The organism is Sphingomonas sp. SUN019, from assembly GCF_024758705.1.
In the GTDB taxonomy this organism is placed as follows: Bacteria; Pseudomonadota; Alphaproteobacteria; order Sphingomonadales; family Sphingomonadaceae; genus Sphingomonas.
The window spans coordinates 2,013,774-2,032,548 of the sequence record NZ_CP096971.1 but is presented as its reverse complement, the minus strand read 5'-3'; the positions used below and the strand labels follow the sequence as shown (position 1 = coordinate 2,032,548).

Genomic DNA, 18,775 nt, shown 5'->3' with positions numbered 1-18,775 from the left:
CCTTTCGGGGAAGGAAGGATGCCCTATCCTATCGCCCGGCGCGAGGGTGGCAAGCCGGGACGCACGTGGTGCGCGCCTAGCCCCGCCGCCCGACCTATACCTCTACTTCCGCGCCTTGCGCTTGGCGTATTTCGCATCGCGGAGCGCCTTGCGGAGGGCTTCGTCGACCGGGGGCTTGGGTTTCGGGGCGTTGGCCAAAGCTTCGGCGGCGAGGCGTTCGGCCTCCGCGGCGGCGGCGGCCTCGCGGTCGGCCTTTTCCTGGGCGAGGCGTTCGGCCTTTTCGCGGCGCTTTTCGGCCTCGGCGGCTTCCTTGCGTTCGCGCGCGGCGGCGCGTTCGGCCAGCACGGCGGGATCGACCGCTGGCTTGGCGCGCATCTTTTCGAGCGCCTTCGCCTTGGCGTCGCGCGAGAGCGCGGCGCGCTCGTTGAAGTCGGGGAGCTTGAAACCGGCCATGTGGGGTGATGTTCGTCCGTTGTTATGAAGTCGCTGAAAAGCGGTGCGCGCGTGCCCTTAGCGGGAAAGGTGTGGAAAAGCCACTTCCGCGGCGGCGACGTCAGGGCGCGGGGCGTTCGGCCTGCGCTTCGGCGAGATACACCGCGAACTTTTCGTCCGCGTCCATCCACATCTGGATCGGGGTCCAACCGCCTGCGCGGAGCAGGATGCGGGCGTCGCGGGGGCCGTATTTGTGGCTGTTTTCGGTGTGAATCGTCTCGCCAGCGCAAATCGAAAACTTGCGGCCGTCGACGGTGAAATCCACGTCGCGCGTCGCCTCCAGATGCATCTCGATTCGTGCGCGGTCGTCGTTCCAGATCGCGCGGTGGCGGAAGGCGTCGACGGGAATGTCGCCGTCGAGCTCGCGGTTGATGCGCTCCAGCAGGTTCAGGTTGAACGCCGCGGTCACGCCCTGCGCATCGTCATAGGCGGGGACCAGCACGTCCGCGCTTTTGATCCGGTCCATCCCGATCAGCAGCATCGCGCCTTCCCCGAGCGACGAGCGCATCGCGCGCAGCAGATCGACCGCGGCGTGGGGGATGAGGTTGCCGATCGTCGAGCCGGGGAAGAAGCCCAGTTTCGGCGCGGCGGCGATCGTGCGCGGGAGGGCGAGCGGACGCGTGAAATCGGCCTCGAACGGCAGGACCAGCAGGTTCGGGAAACGCGTCGACAGCGCCTTCGACGATTCGCGCAGGAAATCGCCCGATATGTCGATCGGGACGTAGGCGGAGGGTTCGATCGCTTCGAGCACCAGCGGGGTCTTGGTCGACGAGCCCGAGCCGAATTCGACCACCGCGCGACCGGGGCCGATGCGCTCGCGCAATTCGCCGCCGATCGCGCCGAGCACTGCGGTTTCGCTGCGGGTAGGGTAATATTCCGGGAGATCGGTGATCTTCTCGAACAGTTCCGACCCTCGCCGGTCGTAGAACCAGCGCGCGGGGATCGCGCGCGGGCGGCGGTCGAGTCCGGCCAGCACATCGGCGCGGAATTGCGGATTGGCCAGCGATGCCTGGCCGTCCTCGACTTCTTGGCGCAGCATCAGAGGTCTTTCGCGAGCCGCAGCCCAGTGAACTGCCAGCGTTGGTGGGGGTAGAAGAAGTTGCGGTAACTGGCGCGCGCGTGGCTGCGTGGGGTGGCGCACGATCCGCCGCGGAGCACGAACTGCCCGCTCATGAACTTGCCGTTATATTCGCCGACCGCGCCCTCCGCCGCCGCAAAACCGGGGTAGGGACGATAGGCGCTGCCGGTCCACTCCCATACGTCGCCGAAAAACGCCGGTGCGCTCGCGGCAGGGCGCGGCTCGACCGGCCCGGCGGCGTCGAGCTGGTTGCCGCCGTTAGGGTCGTGCGCGGCGGCGGCGGCCTCCCATTCGAACTCGCTCGGCAGACGCGCGCCGAACCAGCTGGCGAAGGCGTCGGCTTCGTAGAAGCTGATGTGCGTGACCGGCGCGGCGGGGTCGATCGCGCGGCGGCCGTCGAGCCCGAAGCGCGTCCAGCCGTCGTCGCGCCGTTCCCAATACAGCGGCGCGGTGACGCCCTCGGCCTTCACCCACGCCCAGCCGTCCGACAGCCAATGGCGCGGATCGTCATAGCCGCCGTCGGCGATGAACGCGGCCCATTCGCCATTGGTGATCGTGCGGTCGGCGATCGCGTGTGGGGCGATCAGCGCGCGGTGGCGCGGGCCTTCGCAATCGAAGGAAAAGCTTTCGCCCGTGTGGCCGACCTCGACCACTTCCTCGCCGCGTTCGATCCAGCCGATCGGACCGGGCATTTCGACCGGTACTTTTCGCGCGGGCGACCAGATCGCGGGTTCGAGCGGATTTTCGCCGAACAGGTGAAGGATGTCGGTGATCAGGAGTTCCTGATGCTGTTCCTCGTGATGACAGCCGAGTTCGACCAACGCCCGTACCGAGTCAGGCAAGGCCGAGAGCGCGTCGAGCACCGCGGTGTCGACTGCGGCGCGGTAGCCGCGCACCTCGTCCAGCGTCGGGCGGGTGATCATGCCGCGACGGTTGCGGGCATGGCGGCGGCCCTCGGCCTCGTAATAACTGTTGAACAGAAACGGGAAACGTTCGTCGTGGAGCGCATAACCGGGGACGTAGTCGCGAAGGACGAAGGTTTCGAAGAACCAGGTCGTATGCGCGAGGTGCCATTTGGTCGGCGACGCGTCGTCCATCGACTGCACCGTGGCGTCGGCGTCGGACAGCGGCGCGGCGAGCGCCAGCGACAGGTCGCGGACCGCGCTGAACCGCGCGGCAAGCGGGCTGCGATCGCGGGCGGGATGGGGACGGACTGACATGGGCCTCTCCTGCTCGACCGCACCGTCGGCTGACGCGGCGCGGGTCTTAGGGTCAGGCGATACTTCCGCCGTCGGGTTAACGAGTCGCTCCGGGAACCCACAGAACGTCGCCACCCCCCGTTTTGTTCACCGCGCGACAGGCGACGAACAGGAAATCCGACAGCCGATTGAGGTAGGTTAGCACGATTGGGTTCACCGGATCGGCAATCGCGACCGCGGCGCGTTCCGCCCGGCGCACGATCGCGCGCGCCAGTTGCAGCGATGCGGCGGGGCCGCCGGGGAGGATGAAGCTGGTCAGGGGATCGAGTTCGGCATTCAGCGCGTCGATGCCCTCCTCCAGCCGATCGACCTGTGACGCGACCATGCGCAGTGTCATTTCGGATGGCGCAAAGTCGTCGCCGGGGGTGGCGAGGTCGGCGCCGAGATCGAACAATTCGTTCTGGATGCGGGTCAAATGCGTGGTGACGGGGTGGTCGCCGAGCGCCTGGATCGCCACGCCGATCGCACTGTTCGCCTCGTCGACATCGCCGATCGCGGCCATCCGCGCGGCGTTCTTGGGCAGGCGGCTGCCATCGACCAGCCCGGTGGTGCCGTCGTCGCCGGTGCGCGTGTAGATCTTGTTAAGTTTGACCATCGGTTATCCGACGAGAAGGGCGGGGATCAGGTTCTACCCGCGGCGAACAGGATCAGCACGACGATCAGCACCGCGATCGCCTGAAAAAAGATGCGCGCCTGCATCATCTTGTTCGATTTCAGCGCCGACGGGCTGGGGCCGTCGCCGTGCACCTGTGACGACTCGTTCTGCAGGAAGGCGATCACGCCGCGGACGAGCGCAACCACCGTGGCGATCATCGCGGCGATCAGCAGGATGACGAGGAAGGTGTTCATGGAGTTAATCTAGGCGCGACGGAGGTGATTTGAAAGGCGTGCCGCGCGCGCAATTGTGCCGCCAGCGCGCGGCCGTCCTCGCCTGCTTCGCGCAGCGCGGCTAGGGTGGGTGAATTATGGCGCTTGGCGAGCCGTTCGCCGTCCGCGCCGGTCAGCAGATCGTGGTGGTGCCAAGCGGGGGTGGGCAGCCCGAGCAGCGCCTGCAGCAGGCGGTGGATGTGCGTCGCGTCGAACAGGTCGCGGCCGCGGACGACGTCGGTCACGCCCTGCGCGGCGTCGTCGATCGTGACCGCGAGGTGATAGCTGGCGGGCGCGTCCTTCCGCGCGAGGACGACATCGCCCTGCGCGGCGGGATCGGCGGCGATCGTCGCATTGTGGTCGGTCCAGGTCAGTGGGCCGGTGAGCGCCACCGCCTTCGCCATATCGATCCGCCAGCAATGCGGTTCGTCCATTCGGCCGCTCGGGTCGATGCTGCGGCAGGTGCCGGGGTAGATCGCTTCGGGACCGTGCGGGGCGGACAGGCTCGCGGCGATCTCGGCGCGGGTGCAAAAACAGGGGTAGAGCAGGCCGCGGGCGCGCAGATCATCGAGCGCGGCGGCGTAAAGGCTCAGCCGTTCGGACTGGAAAGCCACCGGTCCGTCCCATGTCAGACCAAGCCATCTTAGGTCTTCAATGATCGTCGCGACGTGTTCGGGGCGGCTGCGTGTGCCGTCGATATCCTCGATCCGCAGCAGGAAACGGCCCCCGCGGGCACGGGCGAAATCGTGCGCCAGGATGGCCGAAAAGGCATGGCCCATGTGCAGCCGCCCGGTCGGGCTGGGCGCGAAACGCGTGACGACGTGCGGGCCTTCAATATCCGCAACCCCTTGACCGCATGATTCGTCCGCTGTCATCATGGCGTCACGGTCGCGTAGGACATGCGCGGCGCGACGTTATGCTTCGAGTGGGGGAACCGTGTTTCATCCCGATCTGATCCGTCATCCCGACAGTTGCCCCACGCTTGTGCTGAACGCAGACTATACGCCGCTGTCCTACTACCCCTTGAGCATCTGGCCGTGGCAGACCGCGGTCAAGGCGGTGTTCCTCGACCGCGTCGATATCGTCGCGCATTACGAGCGCGAGGTGCGCAGCCCCAATTTCGCGATCAAGCTGCCCAGCGTCATCGCGCTGAAGCAGTTCGTGCGGCCGTCGCAATTCCCCGCGTTCACGCGCTTCAACCTGTTCCTGCGCGACCGGTTCAGCTGCCAGTATTGCGGGCATGGGCGCGACTTGACGTTCGATCATGTGATCCCGCGTGCGCAGGGCGGACGGACTACGTGGGAAAATGTCGTCACCGCCTGCGCGCCGTGCAATCTGAAAAAGGGTGGCCGGACGCCGAAACAGGCGCATATGCCGCTGCACATCGAACCGATCCGTCCGACCAACTGGCATCTGCAGGAACATGGCCGCCGGTTCCCGCCCAATTATCTCCATGAGACGTGGCACGATTGGCTCTATTGGGACGTTGAGCTGGAAGCCTGAATCTGGAGAGTTCGTAGATGCGCGCCAAGTCGTTGATCGGGATTGTTTTTATCGCGGCGTTGGCGACGGGATGCTCGGACGGCGGCGATGCCGCCGCGAAGGCTGCGGCGCGCAATGCGATCATGGAATACGAACCGCCGATGATCACGTCGCGGGCGGATTTCGGCGGATCGGTCGAGCGTCGCTTTCAGCGGCTCGACGCCGATCACAGTGGCGAACTGACGCGGGACGAATTGCCGCCACGCTTCACCGCGGAAACCGTGGCGCGATATGACGGCGACAAGGACGGGAAGATCGATTCCGGCGAATGGGGCAAGCTGATGCTCGAACGCTTCGACCGGCAGGATGCGAACAAGGACGGGACGGTGACCACGCAGGAACGGCAGGCGTTCCGGGCGCAGCGCCGGGCGGAGGCTCCCGCCTCATAATCATTTGACCGGGTGCTTGCCGCAGTGCAGCATCCCGGCATGGCCAGCCTCCCCGCGATCACCAACAACGACGACATCCGCTACCTCGGCCGCGTGCTGGGCGATGTGATCCGCGAGCTTGGCGGTGAGCGGCTGTTCGCCGCGACCGAGGCGATCCGGTCGGCGTCGGTCGAACGGCACCGCGATGACGGTGCGCCGGTCGATCATCATCTGGAGGCGCTGAGCCTTGATGAGACACTGGATTTCGTCCGCGGCTTCATGCTGTTCTCGATGCTCGCCAACCTGGCCGAGGACCGGCAGGGGATTGCGGCCGAGAAGGGCGCGGACATTGCGTCGGCGCTGGCGCGGCTGGCGGACGAAGGCGTCGATCAGGCGGCGGTGATGGCGTTGCTGGACCATGCGCTGATCGCGCCCGTGCTGACCGCGCATCCGACCGAGGTGCGCCGCAAGAGCATGATCGACCATCGCAACCGCATCGCGCAATTGCTGGCGATGCGCGATCGTGGGCTGGAGACGACCCCCGACGGCGACCGTGTCGACGAAGCGATCGTGCGGCAGGTGGCGCTGTTGTGGCAGACGCGCGTGCTGCGGCGCGAGCGGCTGTACGTGACCGACGAGGCGGAGACGGCGCTGAGTTATCTGCGTGACGTGTTTCTGCCGGTGATTCCCGCCCTGTATCAACGGTGGGACCGCGCGGTCGGGCAGCGATTGCCGGGGTTTTTGCGGCCGGGAAGCTGGATCGGCGGCGACCGCGACGGCAACCCGTTCGTCACCGCGGACTCGCTGCGCACCGCGCTGGGTCGGGCGAGCGAGGCGGTGCTGGTGCATTATCTCGATCAGCTGCACGCTTTGGGTGCGGAACTGTCGATCTCGGCCGAAATCGCGGCCGTGGATGATGCGGTGCTGGCGCTGGCCGAGGCGAGCGGCGACGAGGCCGAGAGCCGCAGCGACGAACCGTACCGCCGCGCGCTGTCGGGGATTTACGCGCGACTGGCGGCGACGCACCGGAAACTGACCGGCAAGGCAGCGCCGCGACCGGGGCACCTGACCGGCGAGCCCTATCCCGATCCGGCGAGCCTGCGCGCCGATCTGGCGACGATCGCGCGGCCGCTGGCGGCGGCGGGCGGCGGTTTGCTGGCCAGTGGCGGCGCGATTGGACGGTTGATCCGCGCGGTGGAGATTTTCGGCTTTCACCTCGCCACGCTCGACCTGCGGCAGAATTCGGCGGTGCATGAGCGCGTCGTCGCCGAATTGCTGAAGACCGCGGGCGTGTGCGACGATTACGCCGCGCTCGACGAGGATAAACGGATCGAATTGCTGCGACGCGAACTGGCGACCGCACGGCCGTTGGTCAGCCGCTTCACCACTTTGTCCGAGGAAACGACCGGCGAACTGGCGATCGTGCAGGCCGCCGCCGCGGCGCACGCCGCTTACGGTCCCGCCGCGATCCGGCAGTATATCGTGTCGATGGCGCAGTCGGTCAGCGACCTGCTGGAGGTGAATCTGCTGCTGAAGGAGGTCGGACTGTACCGGCCCGGCGACGCGCCCACCGCAGCGATCATGGCGGTGCCGTTGTTCGAGACGATCGGCGATCTGGAGGCCGCGCCCGCGATCATGCGCGCGTGGTTCGCCTTGCCCGAAATCGCCGCGATCACCCGCGCGCGCGGTCATCAGGAGGTGATGATCGGCTATTCGGACAGCAACAAGGACGGCGGCTATCTGACCTCCACCTGGTCGCTGTCCAAGGCGTCGACCGCACTGAAGCCGGTGTTCGAGGACGCGGGCGTGGGGATGCAGCTGTTCCACGGCCGCGGCGGGGCAGTGGGGCGGGGCGGCGGGTCCAGCTTCGCCGCGATCCGCGCGCAGCCGCCCGGCACGGTGCAGGGCCGCATCCGCATCACCGAACAGGGCGAGGTGATCGCGGGCAAATACGGCACGCGGGAAAGCGCGATGACGAATCTGGAGGCGATGGCGTCGGCGACGTTGCTCGCCAGTCTGGAACCCGAACAGCTGTCGAATGCCGAGAACGAGACGTTTTCGGCGGCGATGGACGCGCTGTCGGACAGCGCGTTCCGCGCGTACCGCGGCCTGGTGTACGGCACCGAGGGCTTCCGCACCTTCTTCCGAGAGATGACCCCGATCGCCGAGATCGCCGGGCTGAAGATCGGGTCGCGCCCCGCGTCGCGGAAGAAATCCGACGCGATCGAGGATCTGCGCGCAATCCCGTGGGTATTCAGCTGGGCGCAGGCGCGCGTGATGCTGCCCGGCTGGTACGGTGTCGGCAACGCGATCGCGGCGTTCCCGGACAAGGCGCTATTGCGTGACATGGCGCAGGGCTGGCCGTTGTTCGCCTCGACGCTCGCCAACATGGAGATGGTGTTGGCGAAATCGGACATGGGGATCGCCGAGCGGTACGCGGGGCTGGTCGAGGATGACGGCTTGCGCGGCATCTTCGGGACGATCCGCGACGGGTGGCAGGCGACGCATGACGGGTTGCTGGCGGTGACCGGGCAGTCGCGGCTGCTGGAGCATCACCCGGCGCTGGATGCGTCGATCCGGCTGCGGCTGCCGTATATCGAGCCGCTGAATTTGCTGCAGATCGAGCTGATGAAGCGGCACCGCGCGGGCGAGGACGATGCGCGGATCGGAGAGGGGATCCTGCTGTCGATCAACGCGATCGCGACGGCGTTAAGGAATAGCGGCTGAGCTAATTCCTCCCCGGCACGGGGAGGGGGACCGTCGAAGACGGTGGAGGGGCAGCCCAGCAGGTCCGTCGCTTTTGGCTGCCCCTCCACCACCCGCTGAAGAAGCGGGCGGTTCCCCTCCCCGTGCTGGGGAGGAATTAGGGGAGAAACGGCGCTGCAATCTCCGGCCGCACCCGCAGCAACCGCCCGCTCGCGCGGTCGATCAGCGCCCAGGTCGTCACCGCCTCCACCTTCACGCGCCCGTCCGCGCCGACGAACTGTACGTGCCGATCGAACCGCGCACCCTTGGGCGGGCTCGGCACCCACGTTTCCCCGGTCACCGTCTCCCCCGCGGCCACATTGCCGCGGTAGTCGATCTCGTGCCGCGTCACGACCCAGACGTAAGCGTCGCGGTGTTCGGGCGGCGCGATCGATTCCCAATGCGCGGTCGCCAGTTCCTGAATCCAGCGCACCCACACCGCATTATTGACGTGGCCGAGTTCGTCGATGTCGGCGGCGGTCGCCGTGATCTCCCTGATGAAGCGCGTCATTTGCGCGTCTTTCGCCACCACGCGACGGCATGGAACGCCGCACCGATGATGACCGCGACGATCGCGATGCGGATCAGCGTCCCACGGCTCGGCTTCAGCGCGCCGAGCGCCTCGGTAATGCCCTCGCCGAAGATATAGCCGAGTGACGTGAAGGTCACCGCCCACGTCACCGCCGCGAGCGCATTGAGCGGCATGAAAGTGCGCAGCGGCACGCGGCTTGTCCCGATCGCCACCGGACTGACGGTGCGCAGGCCGTACAGGAAACGGAAGGCGAAGATGAAGCCGACCGGATAACGCTCCAGCCATTCCAGCGCCTTGGCGAAGGCGCGGCGCTCCATGATGCGCCGCACGCGCGGGTGATCGCGCCACCGCCGCCCGATCGCGAAGAAGGTCTGGTCGGCACAGAACGATCCGATCGTCGCCGCGGCCATCGCCAGCGGCAGGCTGACGAGGCCCTGATGCGCCATCAGCCCGCCCGCGATGACGATCGTCTCGCCCTCCAGCGCCGCGCCCGCAAAGATCGCAGCGACGCCGTAGCGCGCAATGATCGCCTCGACGCTCACCCGGCCGAGGTCATTTCGGGCACGCCTTGCCGGTATCGCGGCAGAATGCGGCGAGCGTGTCGCCCTTGAAGTTCAGTGCGCCCAGCGTGCCCATCGCCTCCGCCATGACGGTAGGCAGGACCGCGCGGAGACGTTTCGCGGGTGCGCTCTCCGCCTGCTCCGCCAGCGCGCGGAGTTCGGTGACGGACAGCTTGCCGGCATAGGCGCGCGCGAACGCCGCATCGACCTTTGCCGCGTTGGTGGCGAACGTCGCCTTGGCGGTATCGCGTAGTTTCGCCTGCTCGGCCGGGGTGAGTTCGGGATGCGCGGCGACCAGTTCGTCGGTTTCCTTCTGCGCCATCAGCGGCAGGATCGTCGCCATCGTGCCGCTGCGCGCAAGCCGAAGGCCCAGCGCCTCGGCCTCGGGCGTCGGTGCGGCAGCGACCGCCTGGACCAGCAGCAGTGCGATGATCATCATGGCTCCACGCCCAATTGCCAGAGGACGAAGGCGTGTTCCTCCGCGCCTTCACGCAGCGATTCGAAGCGGCCCGATTTGCCGCCGTGGCCCGCGCCCATGTTGGTCTTGAGCAGCAGGATGTTGTCGTCGGTCTTGGTCGCGCGCAGCCTTGCGGCCCATTTCGCGGGTTCCCAATAGGTCACGCGCGGGTCGTTCAGGCCGCCGCTGATGAACAATGGCGGATAGGCATGTGCGCCAACGTTGTCATACGGGCTGTACGAGCGGATCAGGTCGAACGCCGCCTTGTCCTCGATCGGGTTGCCCCATTCGGGCCATTCGCCCGGCGTCAGCGGCAGCGTGGCGTCTAGCATCGTGTTCAGCACGTCGACGAACGGCACGTCGGCGATCACCGCGCCCCATAGTTCGGGGTCCGAATTGACGATCGCGCCCATCAGCTCGCCGCCCGCGGAGCGGCCTGCGGTCGCGATCCGGCCCGCGCTGGTCCAGCCGTCGGCGATCAGCCCCTTCGCCACATCGACGAAATCGTTGAAAGTGTTGGCCCGCTTTTCGAGTTTGCCGTCGTGATACCATTGCTGGCCGAGATCGTCGCCGCCGCGGATGTGCGCGATGGCATAGGCGAAGCCGCGGTCGAGCAGGCTCAGCCGCCCGGTCGAGAAGCCCGGCGGGATCGCATGGCCGTAGGCGCCGTAGGCGTAGAGGAACAGCGGCGCGCCGCCGTCCTTCGCGAAGTCCTTCGGATAGACGATCGACACCGGGATTTCGGTGCCGTCGCGCGCGGCGATCTTCAGGCGTTCGGTGCGGTATTTGTCGCCGTCGTAGCCGCTGGGGATTTCCTGCACCTTCAGCGTGGTCAGGCCGCCAGTCGCGACGTCATAGTCGTACACCGTGCCCGGCGTGACCATCGATTCATAACCTAGCCGCAGCACCTTCATGTCATATTCGGGATTGTCGCCCAGCCCCGCGGCATAGCTCGGCTCGGGGAAGGCGATCCGTTTCGGCGCGTCGCCGGAATAGGAATGGATTTCGACCTGGTCGAGCCCGTCCTCGCGCCCCTCGACGACGAAGAAATCGGCGTAACATTCGACCCCGGTCATGTAGAAATGCGGGGAAGGCGCGATCAGTTCGGTCCATTCGCCCGGCGTCGCTACGGCCGCAGTGCACAGCCGCCACATCGGATCGGTGTCGTTGGTGTGGATGAACAACGTGTCGCCGTGCGCGTCGATGTCATACTCGCGGCCCGGTTTCCGGGCTGCGACCATCACCGGCGTCGCCAGCGGATCGTTCGCGGGCAGCAGATACGCCTCGCTCGTCACATGATCGCCGGTCGCGATGATGATCCAGCGGCGGTCGCTCGTCTCCGACACGCCGACGCGGTAGCCCTCGTCCGCTTCGTGGAATAGTTCGACATCGTCCGAGGCGGGCGTGCCGAGCCGGTGCAGCCGGGCGTTGTCGGTGCGCCATTCCTTGTTGGCCAGGCCGTAGAGGAAAGCGCTGTCGTCGCTGGTCCACACGATGTCGGACAGCATCCCCGGAATGACCTCGGGCAGATGCTCGCCGGTGGTCAGGTCTTTCACGCGGACCTCGAACCGCTCCGCGCCCGAATCGTCGATCGCATAAGCGAGTTTCGATCCGTCGTTCGACACGCTGAACGCGCCGAGCCGGAAATACTCCTTGCCCGCGGCCAGCGCGGGTTCGTCGAGCAATAGTTCGTCGGGGCCGCCCACGACGGGCTTGCGCCACCAGCGGCGGTATTCGCCGCCGGTCTCGTAATCGGTCCAGTACAGCCAGTCGCCGTCCTTTTGCGGGACCGAGGATTCGTCCTCCTTGATGCGCCCCTTCATCTCCGCATAGATCGTGTCGACCAACGGCTGGTGCGGGGCCATCGCCGCCTCGAAATAAGCGTTCTCCGCCTCCAGATACGCCAGCACGTCCTTGTCGGTAACATCCGGATAGTTGGCATCCTTCAGCCACGCCCATGGATCGTCGATGGTGACGCCGTGGGTGGTGAAGGAATGCGGTCGTGTGTTGGCGACGGGGGGCTTCATCATCCGCCCGCTATCGCGTCGTGCGTTCGCGAAGTCGAGTTACTTGCGCTTCACGCGGGCGCGCCACGTAGTGATATAATTCGGGTTGCCGCGGCATTCGTCCATTTCGCTCTGTTCGGTGAGCCGCAGCCGCGCGCCGTCCCACACGAAGCTCTGTGCGACGCCGCAATCGCCCAGACCCCGGCCCTTGGCGTACGTCTTCAGCGTTTCGCCGTCCCACTCGCCGTTGACGACCTCGGTCACGTCGGCATTCTCGGCGAAGCCCGTCTCCGCGTCTGTCTTCGCCTGCGAGAACTTGCCGTCCTCCAGCACAAACAGCGCGGCGAAGAGATTGTACGCGCCGGACGAGCACGGCACCATGACCAGCGTCTTGCCGCCGCCGAGCGCGTGCGTGTCGGGCTTGAAGAGGTCGCTCTGCTCGACCGCCATCCCCTCACATTTACCAGTCTTGCGCATCTGCGCGAGTTGCGTGGCGGTCGGGGTGGCGGGCTTGCCCGAGACAGTTACGGCGGCGATGACCGGCAGCGCAGGCGGGCGCGGGACGCTGACCGGTTGCTGCGCGCCCTTCGCGACGGTCGCGGTCACGGTGTTCACGCGGCCCTGCGTGGCGTCGATGTAGCGGAGCGCGGCGGAGGCCCCGGCGGTGGAGACGGTCGCGATCGTGCTGTTGCCCGCGCCGTGGATCGCCATCAGCCGGCCGTTCGCCAGCGCCGCCGCAACCTGTGCCGCCGAATCACCGGACAGGCCGTCGCCCGCGATCGCAAAACGCCGTCCGTCGATCACGATCGCCTCCGGCCGCGGCGTCGCATCCTCTAGTCCCTCCAGCGCGATCTCATATCCGCCGTCTGGCCCGGCCGCGCGGGTGAGCGCGACCGTCATCGCGGGGAAATCGCCCGCCTCCGGGCCGAGCGACGCCATGGTGCAGCGCAGGCCGTTGTCGCAGCCGACCGTCCAGTCGCGGAAGGTCTTGAGTTCGCCTGGCCGTGCCGGTGCGGCGGCGGCGGTCGAGACGGCCGGACCCGCGGACGGTTCTTGGGTAACGAGGTTGGCTGCGGCTTCGACGCGCGTTTCGTTATTCACCGGCTCAGGCGAGGAACAGGCGGCGAGTGACGCGGCGGCGATCAGTAATGGCTTCATTGGCGCGTTCTAGCCCGGTGGCAGGCCGCGCAAAAGCGGCTATGCCGCGCGGCCAGATGGATGGAGACGGACGGATGCAGACGATCGGGGTGATCGGCGCGGGGCAGATGGGCGCAGGCATCGCGCAAGTGTCGGCGCAGGCGGGCTATCAGGTGCTGCTGAGCGACGTCGACCTGGCGCGGGCCGAGGCGGGGAAGGCGGGGATCGCCAAACAACTCGCGCGGGCGGTGGAGAAGGGCAAGCTTCAGCCCGACGCGCGCGATGCGGCGCTGGCGCGGATCGAACCGGTCGCCAGCGTCGCGGCGATGGGTCGTTGCGCGCTGGTGATCGAGGCCGCGACCGAGCGCGAGGAGATCAAGCGCGCGATCTTCGCAACTGTTGGCAAGGTGCTGGGGGCCGACGCGGCGCTGGCGTCGAACACGTCGTCGATCCCGATCACGCGGCTGGCGCAGGCCTCGCCCGATCCGGCGCGCTTCATCGGCGTGCATTTCTTCAATCCGGTCCCGGTGATGGGGTTGATCGAGGTTATCCGCGGGCTGGCCACGTCGGACGCGACGGTCGCGGTGATCGAGGCCTATGCGACGGCGCTCGGCAAGCAGATGGTGCGTGCGAACGACGCGCCGGGCTTCATCGTCAACCGCGTTCTGATGCCGATGATCAACGAAGCGTGCTTCGCGCTGGGTGAGGGCGTGGCGACGATCCGCGACATCGACCTGGCTTGCCAATTGGGCCTAAACCACCCGATGGGCCCGCTGACGCTCGCCGATTTCATCGGGCTCGACACCTGCCTGGAAATCACGCGCGTGCTGTTCGAGGGCACCGGCGACCCGAAATTCCGCCCCGCGCCGCTGCTGGTGAAATACGTCGAGGCGGGCTGGTATGGTCGCAAGACGGGGCGGGGCTTCTACGATTATTCGGGAGAAACGCCCGAACCGACGCGCTAGTTTGACGCGCTCACGCGCGTAAGTCGGTGCCAGCCCGCTCCCCCTCCCGGCCACCCATCAGGATACCGTGTGGGTGGCCGGGAGGGGGAGCGGGCTGGCACCGCAAAGGAGTCTGAGATGAGCCTGGACGATACGATCATCGACACGCCCGAAGGCCCGATGACCTTTGCGCAGTGGAAGAAGAAGCATCCGGTGCAGCTTCCGTCGCGGCGGACGAAGGGCAAGGATCTGCCCAACAAGGTGAAGATGCGCACCGACGAGTAAACTTGGGGACGAATAATCTTGCGCGCCCGGTGCGTCGTTTTCGCGCGCCGCCACGTATCTCCGCCCGGCGTCGGCAACGATCGCACGCCGCAGGAGAAATTGCATGACACGCTACATTCGTACCTCGCTCGCCGCGCTGGCGCTCGTCGCCGGTGGCGCCGGGATGGCCCAAGCGAAGAACCCGATGGTCGGCGGGGCAGCCATGTACCCGACCAAGAACATCGTCGAAAATGCGGTTGCTTCGAAAGATCACACGACGTTGGTCGCCGCGGTGAAGGCCGCGGGGCTGGTCGAGACATTGTCGGGTCCGGGTCCGTTCACGGTGTTCGCGCCGACTAACGCGGCGTTCGCGAAGCTGCCCGCGGGCACCGTCGATACTTTGGTGAAGCCGGAGAACAAGGCGACGCTGACCGGTATCCTGACCTATCACGTCGTCCCCGGCACGATCACCGCGGCGCAGATCGCGGCCAAGGCGAAGGCCAACGGCGGCAACGCGACCTACACCACGGTGCAGGGCGGCACGCTGACCTTCCACAAGGCGGCGGGCGGCAAAGGCTGGGCGATCATGGACGCCAAGGGCGGCATGGGAAAGATCACGATCGCCGACGTTCGCCAGTCGAACGGGATGATCCACGTCATCGACACGGTGATGATGCCCTGATTGGCGGACCCGGCCAGGCCTGCCCCCGCGGGTCCGGCCGGATCTACATCTGCGCGCGCGCCAGCGCGAAACCGATCAGGTCGGTGAGGATGTGCGCGATCATCACGCACGGCAGGTCGCGCCGCCACAGATACAGCGGCACCAGGATCGCGGTGGCGAAGGCGACCAGGATCAGTTGCGCCGACCCCCAGCTCCAATGCACCAGCACGAACATGATTCCGCCGATCAGTCCGGCGAGCCACGGACGCCCGGTGAGCAGTTCGAGCCGTTCGATCGCATAGCCGCGATAGACCAGTTCTTCCGTGACGCCCGCGACGATCGGCGTGGCGACCAGGAGCCATAGCGGCACCTGCACGATCGCGCCGGTCGTCGCTATATTCTGTTCGAGGCCGAGCGCCGGGACGATCAGCGCGAAGGTCAGCATGACCGTCGCCATCAGCACGACGGTCGCGGCGAGGCCCCAGCCGAACGTGCCCCATGTCGGTCGCCTGAGGCCGATCGAGGTCAGCGGCAGGCGTTCGACCTTCGTCACCCACAACAGGATCAGCACGCCGAACGCGATCCACACGATCTCCCGCCCGACCCGTGGATCGGGAAACAGCTTCGCCAGCCCGAGTTCGGGCAGGCCGAACGCGAGGATCAGGCCGATGATCGCAAGCGGGATGAGGCGGCGGCGTTCGGCGCGTGCGATCATTTCGCGTTCGTCATCCAAGCCGGACCGTCGACCGTGCCGCCCGCCTCGATCCGCGCGCGCGTCGCCGTCATGATGAAATCCCATACGGCTTTTGAAAAGCCGACGTCGGGCGACGCCTTCCAATTGTCCATGTCGCCGTACATCTTAACGGTGCCGTTCCACATTTCGGGCGTTGCGACGTCGGAGAACGGTTTCAGCAACGCGAACCATTCGTCGACGAAGGCTTGCGCCGTATCGGACATCGGCTCCAGCGGCATCGCCGCCTCGATCCGCTGGCCCAGCGCGCGCCATTTATCGCCATACGCCGCCTGGCTGTAGCCATCGGGAACGTCGGCCATTTTCGCGTTGAAGCGTTCCTGTTCGTCGGGCGTGAAATAATCGTCCACGACCGCCTTCCAGCTTTCCTGTTGCATGATCGAATCTCCGTGCTTGATGAGCGAGCAGAGGGTCGCGACGTCGATCGGCTCGCCACGATCGATGCGGGACTGGACGGTGAGCAGGAGCGTGCGGGAATCGGCGAGTGCCGCCGCTTGGGCGTCGACTTCGGCGATCTGCGCCGCGATCAGCCGGCCGAGATCGACGGTGCGCCCGGTAAGCAATTCGCCGATCTTCTTCAGGCTGAACCCGGCGCGTTTCAGCGCGACCGCGGCGTTCAGTCGTTGCAGCTCCCCGCGGCCGTACACGCGGCGTCCGCCCGCGGTGCGCAGCGGTTTCACCAGCCCGCGCGCCTCGTAGAAGCGCAGCGCGCGAAGCGTCAGCCCGGTCGCGGCGGCGACCTCCCCGATGTCGTACATTTCTTCCATCGCGAATCGGTGTAGCCGCTGACGCTACGTCAGGAGCAAGCGGGAATTACGCGGCGAGCGGAAAGCGCAGCAGGCGGTCGTCGAGCGGGATCAGCGCTTGTGCCGCCGGGCCGACCGCGCGGACGATTTCGGGGTGGGTCGCGTCGAGCCCGCCGGTGAGCGCGCCGAACGCGGGGAGGATCAGCTTCGTATCGGTGGCGATAAAGCAGCGCCGCGAGACGAGCTTGCCGCGGACGCGGATGCGCAGTTTGGGGTGGAAGTGGCCCGACAGTTCGGGGCGCGCCTCCCGCGGGTCGGCTTCGTGGCGCAGGATCAGGCCGTCGACCAGCGCCTCGTCCACGACATCGCCGCCGCAGCGATCGACGTAGCTGCGATCGTGGTTGCCGGTGATCCACGTCCAGCGCGTCTGCGCGGTCAGCGCGCGGAGCATGGCCTGCGCCGCGTCGGGGAGGCGCTCGCACCCGCCGGTGTCGTGGAAACTGTCGCCCAGGCACCAGACTTCGCCTGCGCCGGTTGCCGTTACCAGCGCGGTCAGGTCGGCCAGCGTCGCCATGCTGTCGTAGGGCGGCAACATCTGTCCGCGCCCCGCGAACCAGCTCGCCTTTTCCAGATGCAGGTCCGCGACCAGCAACGCACCGCGCGCGGGCCAGAACAACCCGCCCTGTGGCAGCGCGATCAGCGCGTGCGAACCGAACGAAAAGGGAACCATGCGTAGTCTTTGGCGCAACGGCGGGGCGGGGGCAACGTACTTTAATCCTCCCCTGCAAGGGGAGGTGGCGCGTAGCGCCGGAGGGGTGTCACCGATGCGATCGAAGTCCGACACACAAAGGGGGACACCCCTCCGTTAGTCCTTCGGACTGCCACCTCCCCTTGCAGGGGAGGATTTATTCAACCAGCGTACGCCTTCACCAGATCGAACAGATAGTCGCGGCCTTCGTACAGCGCGCTCACGCGGATGCGTTCGTCCAGACCGTGGATGCCGTTCAAATCGGGCTCCAGGAAGATGCCGGGGACGCCATAGACCGGCATGTTCAGCTTGCCGAAGAACACCCCGTCGGTCGCGCCGGTCGACATTAGCGGTAGCAGCGGCACGCCGGGGAAATACTTGGCCGCGACGGTCTTCATCGGGCCGGTGATCTTGTCGGTCAGCGGCGGGGGCACCGCGATCGGGCGGACCGGCGTGTTCGCGGTCACCGTGACCTGCGGACCCGCCAGTTCCTTCAGTTTCGCGAGCGTCTGGTCGACGGTCTCGCCGGGGAAGATGCGGCAATTGACGTTGGCGGTGGCGCGTTGCGGCAGCGCGTTTTCGGCGTGGCCGGCGCTAAGCAGGGTCGCGACGCAGGTGGTGCGCAAGGTGGAATGCATCGTCTTGTCGCGGCTGACGATCGCGTCCGCCGCCTTGTCCTGCGGGTTGGCGAGCAGCTTCGTGATCGCGGTCCCTACCTCGCCCGGCATCGCCTTTGCGGTCATCGTGAAGAAGACGCGCGTCGTGTCGGTGAATTTTACCGGGAATTCATATCCCTGAACCGCTTTCACCGCATCGGCGAGTTCGTAGATCGCGTTCGCCGGAGTCGGCGCGCTGCTGTGCCCGCCGGGGTTGGTGGCGACGAAGGTGAAGTTCTGCGCAGCTTTCTCGCCGACCTGCACCGCCAGCAACTGGCGCTTTCCTGCGGCGTCGAAGCGTCCGCCGCCGCCTTCGTTCAGGACGAATTCGGCCGAAACCGCATCGGGGCGGTTGTCGGCCAGCCACTGCGCGCCGTTGAACGCGAAGGTCGTTTCCTCGCCGCACGTCAGCGCCAGCTTGATCGTGCGTTTCGGCTTGTAGCCGCCTGATTTGAAGCGGATCATCGCGTCGGCCCACACCGCCGACATCGCCTTGTCGTCGACGGTGCCGCGCGCGTAATAGAAGCCGCCTTCCTCGATCAGCTTGAACGGTTCGCGCTTCCAGTCCTCGCGCTTGGCCTCGACCACGTCGATATGGCCGAGCAGCAGCATCGGTTTCAGGCTGGCGTCGCTGCCCTTCAGGATCGCGGTGAGGCCGCCGTCCTTGGGGTGGTCGGGAACGGTGAACACGCCGACATCACTATCCGAATACCCCGCCTTCTTCATGCGCGCGGCGATCTGCGTCGCGGCCTGCGTGCAGGAGCCGACGTTCACGACGGTGTTAGTTTCGACCAGCTCGCGGTAAAGATCGAGGAACGCCTTCTGGTCCGGTCGCGCCTGCGCCGCTGCGGTCAGCGGCATGATCCCCAGAACCGCCGCACCGATAAATCCCGTCAGCCGCATCATGTCCCCCTGCTGGTCCGCGGGCGAACGTTGCAGGGAAAGTCGCGCCGCGCAACTGC

At 66.9% G+C, this 18,775-nt stretch carries 21 protein-coding genes; 6 read left to right on the top strand and 15 right to left on the bottom strand.

The window, feature by feature from the left end; genetic code table 11:
* Window positions 1-102 precede the first annotated feature (102 nt).
* From M0208_RS09775 to gluQRS, 6 genes are all read right to left on the bottom strand, one after another.
* Complete coding sequence (locus M0208_RS09775; RefSeq protein ID WP_258891516.1) at window positions 103-453, bottom strand: DUF6481 family protein; 351 nt, start codon at window positions 451-453, stop codon at window positions 103-105.
* A gap of 100 nt (window positions 454-553) precedes the next feature.
* Window positions 554-1,531 carry an L-histidine N(alpha)-methyltransferase gene (egtD, locus tag M0208_RS09770; RefSeq protein WP_258891515.1) on the bottom strand — a complete coding sequence of 326 codons (978 nt, stop codon included), beginning with the start codon at window positions 1,529-1,531 and terminating at the stop codon, window positions 554-556.
* Window positions 1,531-2,790: an ergothioneine biosynthesis protein EgtB gene (gene egtB, locus M0208_RS09765; protein WP_258891514.1), complete on the bottom strand. Its 1,260-nt coding sequence runs from the start codon at window positions 2,788-2,790 to the stop codon at window positions 1,531-1,533. The genes egtD and egtB overlap by 1 nt, the downstream gene beginning before the upstream one ends.
* Before the next feature lie 76 nt (window positions 2,791-2,866).
* Window positions 2,867-3,424 (bottom strand): cob(I)yrinic acid a,c-diamide adenosyltransferase, encoded by a 558-nt coding sequence (locus tag M0208_RS09760; protein ID WP_258891513.1) that lies wholly within the window; start codon window positions 3,422-3,424, stop codon window positions 2,867-2,869.
* 26 nt (window positions 3,425-3,450) lie between these two features.
* Entirely contained in the window at window positions 3,451-3,678 is a 228-nt protein-coding gene (locus tag M0208_RS09755) for a twin transmembrane helix small protein (RefSeq protein WP_258891512.1), read from the bottom strand.
* On the bottom strand, window positions 3,675-4,571 hold the full coding sequence (gene gluQRS / locus M0208_RS09750; protein WP_258893213.1) for a tRNA glutamyl-Q(34) synthetase GluQRS: 897 nt from the start codon (window positions 4,569-4,571) through the stop codon (window positions 3,675-3,677). Before gluQRS ends, M0208_RS09755 begins: the two co-directional genes overlap by 4 nt.
* Window positions 4,572-4,632: 61 nt before the next feature.
* Between gluQRS and M0208_RS09745 the strand changes: the two genes are divergently transcribed.
* Genes M0208_RS09745 through ppc form a run of 3 tightly spaced genes read left to right on the top strand, consistent with a single transcriptional unit; the run spans window position 4,633 to window position 8,333 of the window.
* On the top strand, window positions 4,633-5,199 hold the full coding sequence (locus M0208_RS09745; RefSeq protein ID WP_258891511.1) for an HNH endonuclease: 567 nt from the start codon (window positions 4,633-4,635) through the stop codon (window positions 5,197-5,199).
* Between the two features lie 17 nt (window positions 5,200-5,216).
* Window positions 5,217-5,627 carry a hypothetical protein gene (locus M0208_RS09740; RefSeq protein WP_258891510.1) on the top strand — a complete coding sequence of 137 codons (411 nt, stop codon included), beginning with the start codon at window positions 5,217-5,219 and terminating at the stop codon, window positions 5,625-5,627.
* A gap of 39 nt (window positions 5,628-5,666) precedes the next feature.
* A complete protein-coding gene (gene ppc / locus M0208_RS09735) occupies window positions 5,667-8,333 on the top strand; it encodes a phosphoenolpyruvate carboxylase (RefSeq protein ID WP_258891509.1) in 2,667 nt (888 codons plus the stop codon).
* Window positions 8,334-8,469: 136 nt separating this feature from the next.
* Here the strand turns inward: ppc and M0208_RS09730 are convergent, their stop codons facing one another.
* Genes M0208_RS09730 through M0208_RS09710 form a run of 5 tightly spaced genes read right to left on the bottom strand, consistent with a single transcriptional unit; the run spans window position 8,470 to window position 13,064 of the window.
* Window positions 8,470-8,862 (bottom strand): thioesterase family protein, encoded by a 393-nt coding sequence (locus M0208_RS09730; RefSeq protein ID WP_258891508.1) that lies wholly within the window; start codon window positions 8,860-8,862, stop codon window positions 8,470-8,472.
* On the bottom strand, window positions 8,859-9,425 hold the full coding sequence (locus M0208_RS09725) for a DedA family protein (protein WP_258891507.1): 567 nt from the start codon (window positions 9,423-9,425) through the stop codon (window positions 8,859-8,861). Before M0208_RS09725 ends, M0208_RS09730 begins: the two co-directional genes overlap by 4 nt.
* A gap of 10 nt (window positions 9,426-9,435) precedes the next feature.
* Window positions 9,436-9,882 (bottom strand): hypothetical protein, encoded by a 447-nt coding sequence (locus tag M0208_RS09720; RefSeq protein WP_258891506.1) that lies wholly within the window; start codon window positions 9,880-9,882, stop codon window positions 9,436-9,438.
* On the bottom strand, window positions 9,879-11,927 hold the full coding sequence (locus tag M0208_RS09715) for a S9 family peptidase (RefSeq protein ID WP_258893212.1): 2,049 nt from the start codon (window positions 11,925-11,927) through the stop codon (window positions 9,879-9,881). The genes M0208_RS09720 and M0208_RS09715 overlap by 4 nt, the downstream gene beginning before the upstream one ends.
* A gap of 39 nt (window positions 11,928-11,966) precedes the next feature.
* A complete protein-coding gene (locus tag M0208_RS09710) occupies window positions 11,967-13,064 on the bottom strand; it encodes a DUF1176 domain-containing protein (RefSeq protein WP_258891505.1) in 1,098 nt (365 codons plus the stop codon).
* Between the two features lie 74 nt (window positions 13,065-13,138).
* On the opposite strand from M0208_RS09710, the gene M0208_RS09705 reads away from it, so the two are divergent.
* From M0208_RS09705 to M0208_RS09695, 3 genes are all read left to right on the top strand, one after another.
* Complete coding sequence (locus M0208_RS09705) at window positions 13,139-14,008, top strand: 3-hydroxybutyryl-CoA dehydrogenase (RefSeq protein WP_258891504.1); 870 nt, start codon at window positions 13,139-13,141, stop codon at window positions 14,006-14,008.
* A 117-nt stretch (window positions 14,009-14,125) separates the two neighbouring features.
* On the top strand, window positions 14,126-14,272 hold the full coding sequence (locus M0208_RS09700) for a hypothetical protein (RefSeq protein ID WP_258891503.1): 147 nt from the start codon (window positions 14,126-14,128) through the stop codon (window positions 14,270-14,272).
* 103 nt (window positions 14,273-14,375) lie between these two features.
* On the top strand, window positions 14,376-14,933 hold the full coding sequence (locus tag M0208_RS09695) for a fasciclin domain-containing protein (RefSeq protein WP_258891502.1): 558 nt from the start codon (window positions 14,376-14,378) through the stop codon (window positions 14,931-14,933).
* 43 nt (window positions 14,934-14,976) lie between these two features.
* Here the strand turns inward: M0208_RS09695 and M0208_RS09690 are convergent, their stop codons facing one another.
* The 4 genes from M0208_RS09690 to M0208_RS09675 form a co-directional block, all read right to left on the bottom strand.
* Window positions 14,977-15,627, bottom strand: coding sequence for a CPBP family intramembrane glutamic endopeptidase (locus tag M0208_RS09690; protein ID WP_258891501.1), 651 nt, complete (start codon window positions 15,625-15,627; stop codon window positions 14,977-14,979).
* Window positions 15,624-16,430: a MerR family transcriptional regulator gene (locus tag M0208_RS09685; RefSeq protein WP_258891500.1), complete on the bottom strand. Its 807-nt coding sequence runs from the start codon at window positions 16,428-16,430 to the stop codon at window positions 15,624-15,626. Before M0208_RS09685 ends, M0208_RS09690 begins: the two co-directional genes overlap by 4 nt.
* A 46-nt stretch (window positions 16,431-16,476) precedes the next feature.
* On the bottom strand, window positions 16,477-17,139 hold the full coding sequence (gene pdeM / locus M0208_RS09680; RefSeq protein WP_258891499.1) for a ligase-associated DNA damage response endonuclease PdeM: 663 nt from the start codon (window positions 17,137-17,139) through the stop codon (window positions 16,477-16,479).
* A 179-nt stretch (window positions 17,140-17,318) separates the two neighbouring features.
* The gene (locus M0208_RS09675; protein WP_258891498.1) at window positions 17,319-18,719 is read right to left on the bottom strand and encodes a M20/M25/M40 family metallo-hydrolase; all 1,401 of its coding nucleotides are present in this window, start codon (window positions 18,717-18,719) and stop codon (window positions 17,319-17,321) included.
* Window positions 18,720-18,775: the final 56 nt, after the last annotated feature.

Coding starts and splice junctions, on each gene's coding strand:
- M0208_RS09710 (WP_258891505.1), bottom strand. CDS start 13,064: ATGAAGCCATTACTGATCGCCGCCGCGTCACTCGCCGCCTGTTCCTCG.
- M0208_RS09705 (WP_258891504.1), top strand. CDS start 13,139: ATGCAGACGATCGGGGTGATCGGCGCGGGGCAGATGGGCGCAGGCATC.
- M0208_RS09740 (WP_258891510.1), top strand. CDS start 5,217: ATGCGCGCCAAGTCGTTGATCGGGATTGTTTTTATCGCGGCGTTGGCG.
- M0208_RS09690 (WP_258891501.1), bottom strand. CDS start 15,627: ATGATCGCACGCGCCGAACGCCGCCGCCTCATCCCGCTTGCGATCATC.
- M0208_RS09760 (WP_258891513.1), bottom strand. CDS start 3,424: ATGGTCAAACTTAACAAGATCTACACGCGCACCGGCGACGACGGCACC.
- M0208_RS09730 (WP_258891508.1), bottom strand. CDS start 8,862: ATGACGCGCTTCATCAGGGAGATCACGGCGACCGCCGCCGACATCGAC.
- M0208_RS09695 (WP_258891502.1), top strand. CDS start 14,376: ATGACACGCTACATTCGTACCTCGCTCGCCGCGCTGGCGCTCGTCGCC.
- M0208_RS09715 (WP_258893212.1), bottom strand. CDS start 11,927: ATGAAGCCCCCCGTCGCCAACACACGACCGCATTCCTTCACCACCCAC.
- pdeM (WP_258891499.1), bottom strand. CDS start 17,139: ATGGTTCCCTTTTCGTTCGGTTCGCACGCGCTGATCGCGCTGCCACAG.
- ppc (WP_258891509.1), top strand. CDS start 5,667: ATGGCCAGCCTCCCCGCGATCACCAACAACGACGACATCCGCTACCTC.
- gluQRS (WP_258893213.1), bottom strand. CDS start 4,571: ATGACAGCGGACGAATCATGCGGTCAAGGGGTTGCGGATATTGAAGGC.
- M0208_RS09755 (WP_258891512.1), bottom strand. CDS start 3,678: ATGAACACCTTCCTCGTCATCCTGCTGATCGCCGCGATGATCGCCACG.
- M0208_RS09720 (WP_258891506.1), bottom strand. CDS start 9,882: ATGATGATCATCGCACTGCTGCTGGTCCAGGCGGTCGCTGCCGCACCG.
- M0208_RS09700 (WP_258891503.1), top strand. CDS start 14,126: ATGAGCCTGGACGATACGATCATCGACACGCCCGAAGGCCCGATGACC.
- egtD (WP_258891515.1), bottom strand. CDS start 1,531: ATGCTGCGCCAAGAAGTCGAGGACGGCCAGGCATCGCTGGCCAATCCG.
- M0208_RS09775 (WP_258891516.1), bottom strand. CDS start 453: ATGGCCGGTTTCAAGCTCCCCGACTTCAACGAGCGCGCCGCGCTCTCG.
- M0208_RS09675 (WP_258891498.1), bottom strand. CDS start 18,719: ATGATGCGGCTGACGGGATTTATCGGTGCGGCGGTTCTGGGGATCATG.
- egtB (WP_258891514.1), bottom strand. CDS start 2,790: ATGTCAGTCCGTCCCCATCCCGCCCGCGATCGCAGCCCGCTTGCCGCG.
- M0208_RS09685 (WP_258891500.1), bottom strand. CDS start 16,430: ATGGAAGAAATGTACGACATCGGGGAGGTCGCCGCCGCGACCGGGCTG.